We start from the raw sequence: 15,954 nt of genomic DNA on the forward strand, positions 1-15,954 counted from the left end.
CGGGGGCCGGGCCAACCGTCCCATACCTAACCTGTTTCAGACGCGTCGATACTACGCCTCCCCATACGAGCGTCAAGGCTGATGAAGGCGCAGCGATCTCTCATCGCGCCTTCCGACTTGCGGTTGGCGGCTCCCCGCTTTCGGGACTGGCCCCAATCTGGCACGCGCCGAGCTAGCTCCTTGCCGCCTCGAAAAACGCTTCGGGGCTGTCTGTCTCGATCAGCTTGCGGCCGTCGATCACCCAAAAGCGGTTGGCGATGGCACGCACGAAGCTGCGATCGTGGGAGACGATGAGGCAGCTTGCCTGATGGGCCATGAGTTCGCCTTCCAGCGCCTCCTGCCCATCGATATCGAGATGGTTGGTAGGCTCGTCGAGCAAATAGAAGTTGGGCTCCTTCAGCCGCAGAACCAATAGGCCGAGCCGCGCCTTCTGCCCGCCGGAAAGGGCGGCGACGGGACGGGCCTGCATCTCGATCGTCATGCCCGCGCCGGCGAGCAGCGTGCGGGCCCGTTGATCGCCGATGTCGAAGCGCCGTGTCATGGTCTCCATCGGGCTTTGCCGGTCATCGAGATCGGCAAGCGCCTGATCGCCGTAACCCAGCACCAGCGAAGGCGTTGCCTTGATGCTCTCACTCGCCGCCGATGCATCGGTAATCGCCCGGCGCAGCATGGAGACCAGCCGCGTCTTGCCGGCTCCATTTCGGCCAAGCAGCACGATGCGGTCGCCCTGGCAGATGAATTGCCGGCCGGTGCGAAACAAAAGCGCTCCATCCGGCGTCGTGACCGCAGCGTCCTCCAGCGTCACCAGCACCTTGGCATGGGTGCCGCGATTGGCAAGGCGGATCGCTCCGGCCGAGCGCTCAAGATGCGCCGGCTTTGCCGCATCTTCCAGCTTTTCGGCCCGCTCTTTCAGTTGCTTGGTCTTGACCACCAGAAGGTCGCTGCCGGAATTGATGCCGATATTCTTCAGTTTGGCCGCCTGACGGCGCAGCTGTTCGGCCGTTTTCATGTCGCGCTCGTAGCGTTTCTGGTCGGCGGCGTCGGCTTCGTCCACCGCCTGGCGGGCAAGGCTATAGGGCAGCGAATAGACCTGGCTCGCTTCCGGCCGCAGGAAGAGCGTGCGGTTGCTGACGGCATCCAGAAAAGCCCGGTCGTGGCTTGCCATGATGACGGGCGTTTCGCGCGGCAGCGCGTTCAGCCAGTCTTCGAGGAGTGCGATCTTCTGGAGATCGAGATGGTTGGTAGGCTCGTCGAGCAACAGAAGGTCCGGCTCGCGGACCCAGGCGCGGGCAATCAGCGCCAATCGCTGCCAGCCGCCGCTGAGCGCGCCGAGCGCCCGCTCGCGCAGATCCTCCGGCACGCCAAGCCCTTCGAGAACGACATCGGCCCGCCAGCTTTCGCTCTCTGCCTCGCTGGCCGGCAAGGCAGCCACAACGGCGTCACGAAAGCTGAGGCCCATCAGCGCCGCCGGAACATTCTGTTCGACCATGCCGATGGTCAGGCCGCGCGCACGGGTGATCTCACCCTCTGTCGTTTCGGCAAGGCCTGCGATCGCCTTCAGCAGAGTAGATTTGCCGCGACCGTTGGCAGCGACGATGCCGAGCCGGTCGCCGGCATTGATGGTCAGATTGAGGTTTGAAAACAGCGGATAGGAAAAGCTCACGCCGAGATTGCGAAGATTGAGGATGCTCATAGGTCAGGTCTCTTGCCTTCTGCATGCCGGTCGATCGGGACCAGATCCATGCAGGAATTTAACAATGCCGCAGATTAAAACGCATCGCAGGCGCGCAGCCTTGACGGATGCAAGTTCGTGTGCAGCGTTTGAAAAAGCGCAGGCGCTCATGCGCGTTGCTGCGGCTTTGGGCAGGCAGACCAGGAAAGCTTATCGAGAAAACGGGTCTCTGGTCAGCCCTGCAAACGCATCTGCAGGGCGTTTACAGGGCCACGTGTCCGGTAAAACCGGATATAGAAATTATGCATGTGACCCTCCTTTCTCTCGAAGCATGCCGAGAGGAATACCATCGCATCTGCTTGATCGCAAGATCGTCCCCGAAGCGACCTGACCCGGCGCTTGATCTTATGGATCAGTTCGACGCTCTCAAACCTGCGAGCCAGGCGCGCGACAGCGTCAGATCTGCGCCTGCCCATGCATGGCCAGCCTCAAGATCGTGATGGGTCACCTTTGCCTGTGCCTTCCGCAACTGCTCGGCCAGAACTATTGCATGATGCGGCTTTCGCCTTTCATCATGCTGGCCGGAAAGGATCAGCACCGGCTTTGCCGCAAGGTCGGGAAATTCGAAATTATCGCTGATCGGCTGCGGGCGCAGCAGGATCGCACCGGCAAAGAGATGCGGCGAAACGGATAAAAGCGCTGTCGCAAAAATCGCCCCGCTCGAATAGCCGACGGCAAGGAAGTTCTTTGCACCCCAGCTGCCAATGCTTCCGTTCGTCATCAAGCTTTGCCGCGCAAGGCAGACAAGCGCGGCGGGCGGAATGCTGAAGTCGGCGCGGCGCTTGAAAAAGGTAAAGCCATCGCCATCAGCAATGGTACCCTGCGGGCAGTATCGAGGCCAAGCCGGCGCCAGCTCTTCGATAAAGGGCTCGATCAAGGACGGGCGCCCCGACGAACCGTGCAGGCCGAGAATGCAGATCATCATGCTCTTCCCATCACTGGCGCCTTTCTCTCGATGGCCATCGCGATCGTCAAAGCAGGCAAGCCTGTCATGATCAAGAGCATCATCGGCTCACAAGCGCGCATATCATCTCCGGGTGAAAAGGTCGGCCTGATTGCGCAATAGGCGTCTTTGCGTCAGGATCGTCGACGCCAGCAAAAACTGGAGCCGGAAACGAGGAGCCGGCATCAATGGGGGGATCTACGATGCTGATCGGTTCATGTCATTGCGGCAAGGCAGGCTGGACGCTCGAGGGCGATCCCGGTTCGATCACCGCGTGCAACTGCACGCTTTGCCGGCGCTATGGCGCGCTCTGGGCCTATGATTATGAGGGCGAGCGCATTGCCGTGACGGGAGAGCAGGCTTCCTATACCCGCATCGACAGCACCAACCCGTCTCTCCAGATCCTGTTTTGCCCGACCTGCGCCTGCGTCATCGCCTGGCGCGGCCTGCGCACGGACAAGGACGATCGCCGGCGCATGGCCGTCAACATCCGCCTTGCCCCGCCTGATGCCGTCGAGGATTTGCCGATCGATCATTTCGAGGGGCTCGATAGCTTCGAGGATCTGCCGTCCAAGGGTCGTTGCGTGCGCGATCTGTGGTTTTGACGGGCGTAGCGGCACAGCCAACTTGAGGCGCCCCCTGCTGTGCCAGCGCGGCAACAGAACTCGAATTTGCACGCGCCAAAATGGTGCCGACATGATGCAGCAACCAGCGCGTTTCATTTCGCACGATCGCGCTGAAATCGGCCATCCAGGAGAAGCACAAGAACAAATCCTTAAGACAAGGTCGATAAAGCTTAGCTGAGAAAATTCAATGACATGGTGAACCATGACCAAGCCGGCCGCCCACGCTCAGCATAAGGGCAAAACGTTCAGCAATCGTCTTACCGTTCTTTTCATAGCAGGCATCGTATGCACGGCCGGGCTATTCGCCTACGGCCTTCACACTATGACGGAGCGCAACGAAGCGCAAACGCTGCAGAAGATCGTCACGAAAGAACGTGGCGACACGCATCAATATGCCGACGAGGCCGAGATGACGTTCAAGCAGATTTACCAGAATCTGCGAACGCTGGCCTTTCTGCCGGATATTCGCGAGCTGCAGCGCCATGCCGAAAATGTCAGTCCCGGCGCGAAGGAGACCATTCAGCAGGTCTATAACAACATCGCCAGCAATGTGAGCGTTTCGGAAATCTATTTCGTTCCAGCCAGCTTTTCGCCCGGCACCCCGGACGCCGTCACCGGCAAGCCGGAAGAGCCTGCCATGATGTATGACCAGCTGATCACCTGGGATACGAAAAAGGAAAGCGGCGAGACGGAAGAGCAAGGCGCACCCGAGATCGAGGACGAGGAATATGCGCTGATCGCCAAGCAGATTGCGCATTTCCGCCAGGAAAACCCAGATCTGTCGACCGTCAAAGGGCTCGACATTCCCATGACGTCTGGACCGGTGGTCACGACCTGCGACAACACGGACTTCAACCACACGCATAACGAATATGATCGCAAGGGCCTCGTCTTCTCGGTCCCCTATTTCGATCGTACCGGAAAATTTGCCGGCGTGGTCTCGGCCATCATCCGGCTTCGCGTGCTGGAACAGTTCCTGCCTGAAAAGGATGCAGCTTTCGTCAATGTGGGCGAAGGCTACGGCATCAACGCCGCAACGGCAGGCCAGGCGGAAGCATCCAAAACCTATGTCATCAAAGGCGAGCAGGACCCGAACCTCATCTATTCGGAAGCCGTCAAGCTGAAGACGCCTGACCGTCAGGCCGGCTGGACCCTGTGGCGCGCGGTTCCCAATGCAACATTCGAAAATAGCAGCGAGCTGATCGCAATCCGCCATTTTGCCTATGCTGGCTATGCGGTGATTGGGGGACTGTGCCTTCTGGCCATCATCGGCCTGCTGATTGCAGAGCGCCGCTTCGTGCGTCCGGCCAAGAAGGTCGTGCATGCTCTCGTCGATATTGCCGGCGGCAACATCGAGCAGGAGGTGCCCTATACGGAGCGCCGCGACCTCCTCGGCGATATCAGCCGGGCCGTCACCCGTTTCAAGACCAACGCCTTGGAACTGCAGCAAGCCGAAGCCGAGCGCCGGCAAAGAGCGCAGAACGAACTGGAAGAGCAATCCCGTCGCCAGGCGGAAGCGGCCGAACGGGCGCGCACGGTCCTGACCGTCGTTGAAAACCTCGGCGCCGGTCTGAGGCGTCTTGCCGATTGCGATATTCGCATGACGATCGATGAGAAATTCAGCGAAGAGTTTGAAAAGATCCGCGCCGACTTCAACCGCTCCATCAAGGCCTTCCAGGAAACCTTGGAGCAGGTTCTGTCAAGCACCGCAGCCGTCGAGGGCGACAGCCGGCAGATGCTGGAAGCCTCCCAGGAGCTCGCAAGCCAGGTGGAGCAGCAGGCGTCCGCAATCGAACAAGCCTCGGCAGCGCTTGAGGAAATCAACGCCACGCTCGCTGAAAGCCGCAATTACGCGGCAACGACCAGGTCGCTGGTGCGCGAAGCCAGCGAGCGGGCGGCGGCCTCCGGCACCGTCGTCGAGCAGACGATCAATGCCATGCACCGCATCGAGGCGTCCTCAGGCGAAATCAGCACCATCACCAGCCTGATCGACCAGATTGCCTTTCAGACCAATCTGTTGGCGCTCAATGCCGGCGTCGAGGCGGCCCGTGCCGGGGAAGCCGGCAAGGGATTTGCCGTCGTTGCCCATGAGGTGCGGGAGCTTGCGCAGCGCTCGTCTTCGGCCGCTCATCAGATCAAGGCGCTTGTCGACAAGTCCGCACTGGAAGTTGCCAACGGCGTGAAGCTCGTCGGCGAAACGGGAACGGCACTCGGCAGCATCAGCGAATATGTCGCTCGCGTCGATGCCAATATGGACATCATTTCGAACGGGATTGCCGAACAGGCTACCGGTCTTGCCGAGGTCACGTCCGGCCTGCATCAGATCGACAGCGCAACGCAGCGCAATGCTGCGTCCGGTCGCATGGCGGCCGATCTCAGCCAGCGCGTTTCCCATCAGGCGCACCATCTCATGCAACTGGTGCAGCACTTCCAGCTTGCCAGCAACAGCCAACCAAGCGCACAAGCCCGTCGCCGGGTGGCGTGACAAACGCCTTGCCAAACCGCCCGCGTCCTGCGGGCGGTTTGTCTTCCGTCAGCCCGCCTGCCAGCTTTCCACCTGATGCCCGCCGAAGATCATGTTTTTCGGCAGTTGAAAGATGAAATAGGGATTGATAGGCGGCAGCGCCGTTGCCTGTTCCAGGCGCTCGAGATGCACGTTCGACAGCTGAACATTGAGCGAGGCAATGTTTTGCGACAGCTGGTCGGGCCGGCTCGCACCGATAAGCACAGAGGAAACGCCCGGCCGCGCAGAGACCCAGGCAAGTGCCACCTCCGCCGGGCTGCGGCCGATCTCTTTCGCCACAGCAACCACGGCATCCACCACGGTGAAGTTGCGCTCGGTAAACAGCATGCCCCCAAACGGGTTGTCGCCGTTGAGCCGTCCCTCGCTGTCGCCCTCCCCTGCCGGCGCACTCCGGTCCGGCACCGCAGGCGCGCGGGCAGCGTCGGCAAGCTTCTCACGGCCGTATTTGCCGGTCAGAAGTCCCGCGGCAAGCGGGCTCCAGGGTACGAGACCGAGCCCAAGCGCCTGACCGGCGGGCAGAATATCAAGCTCCACGCCGCGATCGATCAGCGAGTAGGCATATTGCAAACCGACGGGGCGCGGCAGGCCATGGGCTTCGGCAAGGGTGGCAACGCGCGTCACATACCAGGATGGCGTGTTGGAAAAGCCGTAATAGAGGATCTTGCCGGCGCGCACCGCATCGCTGATCACCTGCAGCACTTCTTCGGGCGGCGTGGTGCGGTCCCAGACATGCATCCAGTACATGTCGATATAATCGCTCCTCAGCCGCTTCAGCGAGCCTTCAATGCCGAGCCGTATGTTCTTCGCACTATTGCCGCCCGACAGCGGCATTCCCTGCTCTCGCGAACACCCCGACTTCGTCGCGATCACAAGCCGGTCGCGGCGGCCGCTATCGCTGACGAAAGCGCCCAGCATCCGCTCGCTCTCGCCGCCTGAATAGATATCGGCCGTATCGATGAAGTTGCCGCCGGCATCGACATAGGCATCGAAAATCGCCCGGGCGCTTGTCTCTTCCGCACCCCAGCGGCCCGCGCCAAAGGTCATAGTGCCAAGCGTCAAGGGGCTGACAATCAATCCGGAATTGCCAAGCGTGCGATAGCTGGTGAGGTCCATAGCCGTCTCCTGTGTTTGCTGCAGCGGAATGTAGCGGCGGCAAACCATGGAGATTAGGGGTTGCGAGGCGCAAGCGCTTGTGAGCAGAATGCAGCAATGGAACGTGGTGAACTCAATGATCTCCTCGCATTTGCAAGCGTGGCGCGAGAGCGCAGCTTCACGCGTGCCGCCGCCATCCTCGGCATGTCGCCATCGGCGCTCAGCCACGCCATGCGCGGACTGGAAGAACGGCTCGGCGTCCGGCTTCTGGCCCGTACCACCCGCAGCGTTGCCCCGACCGAAGCCGGCGAGCGGCTGCTCGCATCGCTGCGTCCGGCTCTTGCCGGCATCAAAGAAGGTCTCGAAGCGCTTGCCGAATGGCGAGACAACCTTTCCGGAACGGTGCGGATCACCACCACTGCCTATGCTGCCAAGATCGTGCTTTCGCCAAAACTTCCGGGCTTTCTCCTCACTCATCCAGATGTGCGGGTGGAGGTGGATACCAATGACGCCCTTACCGACATTGTCGCATCCGGCTTCGATGCCGGCATCAGACTGGGCGAAAGCGTGGAAAAGGACATGGTAGCGATCAAGCTCGGGCCGGATCTCAGAAGCGCCATTGTGGCAACGCCGGCTTATTTCGAGCGCTACCCGAAGCCGCAAACCCCCTTCGATCTGCAGCACCATGCCTGCCTTGGTTATCGTCTCGCGACCTCAGGCGGCCTTCTTCCCTGGGAGTTCGAGAAGGACGGCAAGGAGATCGCGATGCGCACCAGCGGCCCTCTGATTTCCAATGACGGCGAACTGATCGCCGCCGCCATTCGGGCGGGCGCAGGGCTCGGCTATATGATGGAGCATGACGTGGCCGAAGACATCGCCTCCGGCGCGCTCATCGAGGTTCTGGAAGATTGGTGCCCACGCTTTCCGGGCTTTTATCTCTACCATCCAAGCCGACGCCAATCGCCCCCAGCCCTGCGCGCCCTGATCGAGCATCTGCGGGCGTAAGTCCGAGATGCCATTACAGCATCTTCGGCAGCAGCCTTTCGCACAGGTGGAGATACCAATTGATCACGAATGTCGACTGCATCCGGAAATCAGCTTCGCAAATCTTTGATTGAGGTTCTATAGGCTTGCTAAACGCCAAGCACGCACATTCGATGAGGAGGCGAGTAATGGAAGTGATCTGAGTTTTCCGAATGCGCCGACCTCGCTTTACGACGGACCCGTCCTAAAAGACGAAGGCGGTAGAGAATTTTCTCTCCGCTTTTCATTTGAAAATGAGGACGGCGAAATTGAAAAAATGGCTTTTCGCTTTCCGAACGTCTGGGCCTATAAATGCAACTTTCTCTTCGCACTGGACCGCAAGTTGATGAAATTGTCCTATGGAAGGCTTGTTTCCCTCGACGCAACCAGTTGGCTGGCTGAAATTGACTATCAAGATGGGCAATACGGTGCCTCTGCCGCCGAGCTAAAGGTTTTTGCGATAACATTTGATGATGGCCCATCATATCAATTCCTTTGCAAAAGCACGTTTGCAACAAATTGAGAGTGCCAGGGGTCTTATAAAATCTAAAGGCCGGCACTCTCGGATAGCCTTTCATGTTGATCTGAACAGAAAAGGGCCAGCCATTCGAGCGGGCATCAAACTGCCTGCCGCGGCATTTTTCTTCCCCTTCAACGTTGACCTTCCGCACCGCCGTTACAGATGGAGGTTGTCTTTTCCGTTGGGGGTATTTCCATGAACCGTTTTGCCAAATGCATTTTCGTGACGGCCGCAATCCTGTCGCTTCAGGCACCGTTGGAAGTTCTTGGCGCGCTGCCCGCTTCGGCGCAAACCGAGGCGCCCGCAACGCAGACCTCGGAACCCTCACAGGCCGCGATGAGCAAGATCAATGCCTATGTCGAGTTTCTGAACCGCTCATTGCGGGCATCGGAATCGCTGCAGCGCTACGACAGCTGGGTGGACATGAAGAAGGGCCCGACCGGCAAGGAACGGATCATCTATGGGCTTTATTCCCTGTACGATGTGCGCAAGGAGGCAGACGCCGTGACCGCCGCCGCTGCCGCCGAGCCCAAAATGCCCGAACTCGATAGCGCGATGCTGGCCTATCTGGAGACCTATCAGAAGCTTGCCCCTGTCATCGACCGCGCTGACAAATATTATGAGCGGGAGGATTACAAGAGCGACAAGATGGAGGCCGGCAAGGCATTTCATAAGGATATTGCCGCGCTTGCACCCGATTACTGGGAGCGCCGCAAGGCCGCCGATGCTGCCCTGCGCAAGGAGAAGGTCAAGCTGGACCTTGAAACGCTGGCCGCGCTGGAAAAAGAACAGGGCAGGAAGGCTCGCTGGCAGGTCCGCAACGTCATGTTCCGCGCCGAAGCGATCATGGATCTGATGCCATCAAACGAAAAGCCAGTCGTGGATATGCCCGCCTACAAACAGGCACTCGACGATTATGCAAGCGCTGTGCGCGAATTCGACGATTATGCTCTGGCGCACCCGGATTCCTTCCACGTTTTCGAGGATCAGCCGGGCTCGCTTCTGTCGAAGCTGCGCAATTTCGGTGAAAAGCTGCAGAAAACCAAAGGCGACGCCCGCAAGGGTCGCGCCGGCGAGGATCTGGAATGGCTGGTCAACGACTACAACATGATGGTGTCGACCTCGCAGACCGCCACTACCTTCTCCAAGGAATGACCGAGCGGGCGGAGCCTGATCGGTCAGGGAATTGCATCGTGCTCCGCCCGTCCGTTCTTCCTATTCTCATTGGATCATGGCCGACACGTCGGCCGCGGATGCTTCCAGCCGCCGCTTGGCCTTCTTCGTGACCTTCGGCACGCTGACATCGTCATCGTCTTCCTCGGTGACATCCTCCGCAACGCCAAGATCCTGCAGGCGATATTTGATCGCCAGGGCATAGATTGTCTTCAAGCTTTCAGGATCCCTCAGATCAGGATCGGTGAGCGCCAGAAGCGAGGCTTTAACGACCCGTTTGCTCGATGTTTTCGGGCACTCGTCAATCACATAGTCATAGAGCGCATCATCGCTGAGACCCTTTGCCGCACCTTCGACAAGCGCGTGATAAACCCGCTCCAGTTTCTTACCCATTGCGTCAAGCCTTTCCATGCCATCGAAAACGGGCCAGACATTGTCACGTTTGCCCGGCCAAAGCCCTCAACGCATATGATTGCGACTTTGTTGCTTTGCGTGAGAACGATGATTTGCGTCCAAATGGGCTTCGATATTTTGCACGCCAGCCTTTTACTGTCAGAGACTTAGCCCGCCCTCCGTGCATCCGATCTCCTGAGAGGCACGCTGATGTTGCAAAGCCGATATGGCAGGAAAAGTCGCGTTGCCTGTACATCTTGAAAGATCCATTTCTACACGATCTCGACAGAAAAAATTAAAGATCTGCCCGCTAGATAACGCCTCACCAAAGCACGGATGCGCCGACGAAGTCGCATACAAGGATCGGATGACATGACGTTTTTCCGCATGCAGAAGCAGGCAGATCGGGCAGCCGGCGCGCACCCGACCGGGCCAGCCCGCGCAACGACCACCATCGGCCGCTTCAGCGAGTTTCTGATCGCGCAGGACAATGAGGTCGAGGAAGAAGTTCTGCGTCTTTCGCTGCGCACGCTCTATGACGACGACCTGATGTCCATTACCATTTTGGGCTGGACCCAGCTCGGCTGGATCTGGACTTTGATGGCCAGCGGCTGGATGTGGATCGTAGCCTGCATGGTTGCCGATCTTGTGCTCTTTGGCGTGCGCTGGCGGCTGCGTCATAAATTTGCCGGTGACGGACCGGTTTCGGGCCAAAATTTCGAGGTCTACACGGTCTGGATCAATATGGCGCTCATGTTTCTGGTGGGGCTGGATTGCGCTGCGCTGCTGCTGTCGCCCTCGCAGGCCGCGAATATCTACGGCCTTGTCGTCGCCTGCGGTTTCAACGGTTACATATGCGCGCTTCATGCCGCCTTTCGCCGGTTCGGCACCGTCAATATTTTCATAGTCGATGCTTTCGCAACCTTCGGACTCATTTTTAACGATGTTGACGCCATGCGGTGTTTCGCCTGGCTCGGCGGCGCGGGTGCCTTCGGTTTTTACCTGCTTTTACGCAAAAGCCACGCGAACCTCATCGGCGCCATCAGGGCCCAACATGCGAACCGCCAGCTTTCCCTGCACGACCCGCTGACGAAACTGCCGAACCGGCTTCTCCTGCGCGAAAGCCTTGCAAAACTCACGGACAGCATCGGGGCGCCGCAGGGCCCGTCCTGCGTTTCCATCCTTTGGATCGATCTCGACGGCTTCAAGCAGATCAACGACCGCCATGGCCATGCGGCGGGCGATGAGGTGTTGCTGCGCGTTGCCGATCTTCTGCGCCAGACGATCGGACCGAATGACATTGCCGCGCGCATTGGCGGCGACGAATTCGTCGTCGTGCTGCCAGATGCCAGCACGCAACGCGCCGGCGCGGTGGCGCATATGCTCATCAAGGCTGTCAGCGCGCCCTTCCTCATCCGCCAGTTGATCCCTGTGGTGATGGGCGCCAGCATCGGCGTTGCACGGGCAACAGATAAGAACCACGACATTGAGCAGCTGTTTCATGCCGCTGATGCCGCGCTCTATGAAGTCAAGCGAACTGGCAAAGGCCGCGTCTCATTTGCCGATGCACTGCTCACCCCCGCTGAGGACGCGGCTCTCCGCTCGGCCGGCTGACCGCTCTGTTCCGTTGGAAAGCAACAGCTTATCTTCATCGGTCACGTTGCCATCGCGGGAAAAGGCCCTATGCTGCCGGCTGCGAAAAACGGACAGGGGCACCGGTTGAGCATCACAGTCACCGAAGCGATCGGCATCACCGCCATCGAAAAAAGCTTTGGCGGAGCGCGCGGCGTCAGGGCGCTGGATAGCCTCACGCTATCGATCCCCACCTCAGGGGTCTATGGGCTCCTTGGGCGCAACGGCGCGGGCAAAAGCACGCTCTTGCGCGTTATCGCCGGGCTCTTGCGCGCCGATCGCGGCAGCGTGCAGATCTTTGGCCAACCCGCCGATGCACGGATGCGGGCAAAGCTCGGCATGCTGATCGAATCGCCGAGTTTTTATCCCTTCCTGACAGCGCGTGAGCATCTTGCCATGCTGGCGCGGCTTACCGAGACCCGAAGCGATATCGAACCGGTTCTGGCGCGGATCGGCCTGACCAAGGCGGCCGATAAGAAAGTGTCAGGCTTTTCGCTCGGCATGAAACAAAGACTGGGCATCGGCGCGGCCCTGATCGGCCGGCCGCAGGCGCTGATCCTGGACGAGCCCACCAACGGGCTCGACCCCGACGGCATTCTGGAGATGCGTTCGCTGATCCGCGAGCTTGCCCATCGCGATGGCATTACCGTTCTCCTGTCTTCGCATCTCCTCGATGAAGTGGAGCGGATTTGCGACCGCGTGGCGATCCTGCAGGCTGGCCGGCTCGTCGCGGAAGGCAAGGTCATCGATCTTCTCGACCGCGAAGGGCGTTTCTTCCTGAAGGTCGATGAGCCGCAGGCGCTTGCCGCGCGGCTCGGGTCGACAGCCGAGCCGGCTGACGATGGCCTATACATCCGCACCGAAGCCGACGAAGTGCCGGAGCTCATTGCATCGCTTGCCGCATCGGGCGTGCGCATTCACGAAGCAAAATGGATCAGGCCGGACCTAGAAGCCTTCTTTCTGTCGCAAACGCGGGGGGCCGATGCATGATGGCCCTTCTTCGCGGCGAGCTTTTGAAACTATCCCGTCAGCCCGCCATCCTCTTCTGGGGCTTTCTCGCAGCACCGCTTTTTTCCCTGCTGTTCAAGGCGGCAACGGAGGGTTTCGTGCTTTTGCGCAGCGGCTTTACCGTGCATGGCGGCGCCGACGTGCTCTTATCAGGCGCCAAAAGCCTCGGCATTTCCGGCAATTCGCTGGCGCAGCTTCTCTATGCGATGGGCGTCGCTTCGGTTTTCTTCAACGAATATCGCTTTTCGACCTGGCGGCTTCTCGTTCCACGAACAAGCCGAACCCATCTCCTCGCCGCAAAATTCTTCGCCTGCCTGATCTGCCTTGCAGCAAGCCTTCTCCTAACGCTTTTCGGCGATCTCGCGCTCAGGCTGGCGCTCTCCTTCCTCGGTCCGCCCATTCTACCGCCTGCCGATGGGCCAGCCTCTGGTGTTGTCTTGATCGCCGCGGCGTTCGCAACGGCATTTCTGGAACTGGGGGTTCTTGCCGCGCTGGTCTCTGCCATCACCATCGCAACGCGGTCGCTGATCGCAGCCGTCATCCCGGCTTTTCTCCTGCCGATCGCAGCCACGCTGCTGCAGATCTATCTCGGACAAGATGACGGCATGCTGCCCCTGACCTCGATCGCCGCGGACGCCATCCGCAACTGGCTCTTTTCCGCAGCACCGAGCCTCCCAGCCATCGAAGGTCTTGGCATCCTGATCTTATGGCTCATCGCGGCCGCCTCACTTGCCTGCCTCATCTTCCATCGCCAGGAGCTTGCGAGCGAGTAAGGCTAGAAGGCATTTTCGGCTTAAATAAAAAAAGGCCGGCGCGTCACCGCAACCGGCCATGTGTAATTGCATCAGAATAGCATTTAAATGCCTTCGAGCACCTGTACCCAGCCGTGCGGATCAGGCTGGCGGCCACGCTGGATGCCGACGAGCTGTTCGCGCAGCTTGCGGGTCACCGGGCCGGTCTGCCCGTCGCCGATCTGCAATGCGCCGTCCTTGAACTTGAAGGAGCCGATACCGGCAACGACAGCGGCAGTGCCGCAGGCGAAGGCTTCCTTGAGCTGGCCGCTTTGCGCGTCACGCTTCCACTCCTCGAAAGAATAGGGCGTTTCGCTGACCTTGATGCCATCCTGACGTGCCAGCGCGATAAGCGATTTGCGCGTGATGCCGGGCAGGATGGTTCCAAGCGGCGAAGTGGTGATCGAGCCGTCTTCGAACACGAAGAAGACATTCATGCCACCAAGTTCTTCGATCCATTTGCGCTCGGCCGCATCGAGAAAGACGACCTGATCGCATTGATGCTCGGCCGCTTCGGCCTGCGCGGCAAGGCTGCCGGCATAATTGCCGCCGCACTTGGCAGCGCCGGTGCCGCCAATGGCAGCACGCGTATAATGCTCCGACACATAGATGCTGACGGCCTTTTCGCCGCCTTTGAAATAGGGGCCGACCGGCGAGGCGATGACACAGAAAATATATTCCCGCGAGGGGCGCACGCCGAGAAAGGCCTCGTTGGCGAACATAAAGGGACGCAGGTAAAGGCTGCCCTCACCCTGCGGAATCCAGCGCGCATCGACCTTTACCAATTGCTCGATGGCGGCGAGAAAGAGCTCTTCGGGAATTTCCGGCATCGCCATGCGACGCGCGGATTCGTTGAAGCGCTTTGCATTTTCATCCGGACGGAAGAGAACGGCGCGGCCACTGGCATCGCGATAAGCCTTCATTCCTTCGAAGATTTCCTGCCCGTAATGGAGAACCGCGCTGGCCGGATCGATCAGGAAGGGAGCGCGCGCCTTGATCATTGCCGAATGCCAGCCGCGATCGGCGCTCCATTGCACCACGGCCATATGATCGGAAAACAGGGTTCCAAATCCCAGCGCCTCGAACGCCTTCAGGCGGTCTTCCTCGGGAAAAGGCGATGGATTGGGAACGATGGTGAAGTCAAGCGTGCTTGTTTCCGCTGTCATGCTGGCGACCTTTGTTAATTTCTGCCTGCGCCGGATCACGCAAAGCGCGGATGCCAGGCGCATCGTGCGTCCCGAAAGCCGATGGCGATTTTCGGTTTGCTCCGCATGGCGGTATGCGACAACGGCGCTTTCCCCGCAAGACGAAAAGCGGCAAAAACGGTCGCCTTCATGACGAAATCGGCCTGATCCTTCCCCTCCAGCGTCAGGCGAGCTAGCTTTGCAAGCAAAACCGAGGAGAAAGAGGCATCACATGAAGCCGGTCATCCATCCGCACGACCTTTCGCTGGATCATTGGACGCAAGGAGAGCTTTATGAAAGCCGGGACCAGTCCTTTGGGAAGATGCTGGGGCTCGAAAAGCTCGGGATCAGCTATTGCCAAGTTCCACCGGGCAAGAGCGGCTGCCCGTTCCACAACCATCACCATGTCGACGAGGCTTTCGTCATTCTCTCTGGTATCGGACGCTACCGTTTCGGCAGCGAGCATTACGATGTCGGCCCCGGCAATGTCCTCGGCGCGCCGGCTGGCGGACCCGACACCGCCCATCAGCTGATCAACACAGGCCAGACGCCTCTCATCTACTTCGCCATCTCGGCCAATGCCGCAGCCGATCTCGTCGAATATCCCGATTCCGGCAAGTTCCAGGCGATCTCCAAGCGCAGCGACGGTGAGAGATTCCGCTTTGTCGGGCGCAGCGATAGCGCGCGAGATTACTGGGAAGATGAACCCGGCGCTTGAAGTTTATGGTCTTTTTCTTTGGGAACAATGAGCGAGAGCTAAAGTTTCGAAAAGGTAAACAATCTCGGAGACATCAGATGCATATGAAACTTCTCGCAGCTTCGCTGCTCGCCGCCGGCGTGGCCTCGGCTGCTTTTGCCCAGAGCGCCACGACCGCAACTGGTACGGGCATGGACAGAGGTTCGGCCGAAAGCAACGTGAACAACGGCACGACATCCGGCACGTCGGGCACCAGCGGCACAAGCACCAAGCCAATGACAATGGATTCCACCACGACCGGCTCGACCGTAGGCCCGTGCGGCGGCGGCAATCAGGCTGCCGACAGCTCCGGCAAGAGCGGCTCCCTGCAGACACAGGGCGGCATGAGCGATGCCAGCGCCCAGGACAAGAACTGCGCTTCGCACAACAACTAAGACCTGTTGTTCGCACGCGACAAGCCCTGCTTCGGCGGGGCTTTCTTTTTTGCCGCTGAGTCCAAGACGATCGGCTTAGCGGGAGCGGCGAGGACCAATGCGAACAGCCGCCAAACAGCTCACATGACGTTTGATTTTCAAACAACGTCGTCCAACGGGAAAGCCAAACAAAAAGAGGCGCC

At 59.7% G+C, this 15,954-nt stretch carries 15 protein-coding genes; 10 read left to right on the forward strand and 5 right to left on the reverse strand.

Annotated elements, in window-relative coordinates:
* Window positions 1-172: 172 nt before the first annotated feature.
* Both VQ830_RS13755 and VQ830_RS13760 read right to left on the reverse strand, forming a co-directional pair.
* Complete coding sequence (locus tag VQ830_RS13755) at window positions 173-1,693, reverse strand: ABC-F family ATP-binding cassette domain-containing protein (protein WP_337268696.1); 1,521 nt, start codon at window positions 1,691-1,693, stop codon at window positions 173-175.
* 391 nt (window positions 1,694-2,084) lie between these two features.
* Complete coding sequence (locus tag VQ830_RS13760; protein WP_337268697.1) at window positions 2,085-2,657, reverse strand: alpha/beta hydrolase; 573 nt, start codon at window positions 2,655-2,657, stop codon at window positions 2,085-2,087.
* A gap of 221 nt (window positions 2,658-2,878) precedes the next feature.
* Here VQ830_RS13760 and VQ830_RS13765 point away from each other — a divergent pair, with 221 nt between their 5' ends.
* Both VQ830_RS13765 and VQ830_RS13770 read left to right on the forward strand, forming a co-directional pair.
* Entirely contained in the window at window positions 2,879-3,280 is a 402-nt protein-coding gene (locus VQ830_RS13765) for a GFA family protein (protein ID WP_337268866.1), read from the forward strand.
* A 223-nt stretch (window positions 3,281-3,503) separates the two neighbouring features.
* Window positions 3,504-5,786, forward strand: a complete 2,283-nt coding sequence (locus tag VQ830_RS13770; RefSeq protein ID WP_337268698.1) for a methyl-accepting chemotaxis protein — start codon at window positions 3,504-3,506, stop codon at window positions 5,784-5,786.
* A 48-nt stretch (window positions 5,787-5,834) separates the two neighbouring features.
* On the opposite strand, the gene VQ830_RS13775 is transcribed toward VQ830_RS13770, so the two are convergent.
* The gene (locus tag VQ830_RS13775; RefSeq protein ID WP_337268699.1) at window positions 5,835-6,938 is read right to left on the reverse strand and encodes an aldo/keto reductase; all 1,104 of its coding nucleotides are present in this window, start codon (window positions 6,936-6,938) and stop codon (window positions 5,835-5,837) included.
* Between the two features lie 96 nt (window positions 6,939-7,034).
* Here VQ830_RS13775 and VQ830_RS13780 point away from each other — a divergent pair, with 96 nt between their 5' ends.
* The 3 genes from VQ830_RS13780 to VQ830_RS13790 all read left to right on the forward strand — a co-directional run bounded on the left by VQ830_RS13780 (window position 7,035) and on the right by VQ830_RS13790 (window position 9,615).
* On the forward strand, window positions 7,035-7,922 hold the full coding sequence (locus VQ830_RS13780; RefSeq protein WP_337268700.1) for a LysR family transcriptional regulator: 888 nt from the start codon (window positions 7,035-7,037) through the stop codon (window positions 7,920-7,922).
* Between the two features lie 109 nt (window positions 7,923-8,031).
* Window positions 8,032-8,463 carry a hypothetical protein gene (locus VQ830_RS13785; RefSeq protein WP_337268701.1) on the forward strand — a complete coding sequence of 144 codons (432 nt, stop codon included), beginning with the start codon at window positions 8,032-8,034 and terminating at the stop codon, window positions 8,461-8,463.
* 192 nt (window positions 8,464-8,655) lie between these two features.
* Window positions 8,656-9,615, forward strand: coding sequence for a YiiG family protein (locus VQ830_RS13790; protein WP_337268702.1), 960 nt, complete (start codon window positions 8,656-8,658; stop codon window positions 9,613-9,615).
* Between the two features lie 66 nt (window positions 9,616-9,681).
* Here VQ830_RS13790 and VQ830_RS13795 read toward each other — a convergent pair whose 3' ends face one another.
* Entirely contained in the window at window positions 9,682-10,026 is a 345-nt protein-coding gene (locus tag VQ830_RS13795; RefSeq protein WP_337268703.1) for a hypothetical protein, read from the reverse strand.
* A 372-nt stretch (window positions 10,027-10,398) separates the two neighbouring features.
* Between VQ830_RS13795 and VQ830_RS13800 the strand changes: the two genes are divergently transcribed.
* The 3 genes from VQ830_RS13800 to VQ830_RS13810 all read left to right on the forward strand — a co-directional run bounded on the left by VQ830_RS13800 (window position 10,399) and on the right by VQ830_RS13810 (window position 13,439).
* Window positions 10,399-11,640, forward strand: coding sequence for a GGDEF domain-containing protein (locus tag VQ830_RS13800; RefSeq protein WP_337268704.1), 1,242 nt, complete (start codon window positions 10,399-10,401; stop codon window positions 11,638-11,640).
* A 105-nt stretch (window positions 11,641-11,745) separates the two neighbouring features.
* The gene (locus VQ830_RS13805; RefSeq protein WP_337268705.1) at window positions 11,746-12,648 is read left to right on the forward strand and encodes an ABC transporter ATP-binding protein; all 903 of its coding nucleotides are present in this window, start codon (window positions 11,746-11,748) and stop codon (window positions 12,646-12,648) included.
* A complete protein-coding gene (locus VQ830_RS13810; protein ID WP_337268706.1) occupies window positions 12,645-13,439 on the forward strand; it encodes a hypothetical protein in 795 nt (264 codons plus the stop codon). The genes VQ830_RS13805 and VQ830_RS13810 overlap by 4 nt, the downstream gene beginning before the upstream one ends.
* Window positions 13,440-13,522: 83 nt before the next feature.
* Here VQ830_RS13810 and VQ830_RS13815 read toward each other — a convergent pair whose 3' ends face one another.
* Window positions 13,523-14,623 carry a branched-chain amino acid aminotransferase gene (locus tag VQ830_RS13815; protein ID WP_337268707.1) on the reverse strand — a complete coding sequence of 367 codons (1,101 nt, stop codon included), beginning with the start codon at window positions 14,621-14,623 and terminating at the stop codon, window positions 13,523-13,525.
* Between the two features lie 250 nt (window positions 14,624-14,873).
* On the opposite strand from VQ830_RS13815, the gene VQ830_RS13820 reads away from it, so the two are divergent.
* Both VQ830_RS13820 and VQ830_RS13825 read left to right on the forward strand, forming a co-directional pair.
* Window positions 14,874-15,359, forward strand: a complete 486-nt coding sequence (locus VQ830_RS13820; RefSeq protein WP_337268708.1) for a cupin domain-containing protein — start codon at window positions 14,874-14,876, stop codon at window positions 15,357-15,359.
* Window positions 15,360-15,436: 77 nt separating this feature from the next.
* Window positions 15,437-15,772, forward strand: a complete 336-nt coding sequence (locus VQ830_RS13825) for a hypothetical protein (RefSeq protein ID WP_337268709.1) — start codon at window positions 15,437-15,439, stop codon at window positions 15,770-15,772.
* Window positions 15,773-15,954: the final 182 nt, after the last annotated feature.

The sequence above is a fragment of the Oryzifoliimicrobium ureilyticum genome (assembly GCF_037199735.1).
Taxonomy (GTDB): Bacteria; Pseudomonadota; Alphaproteobacteria; order Rhizobiales; family Rhizobiaceae; genus Rhizobium; species Rhizobium ureilyticus.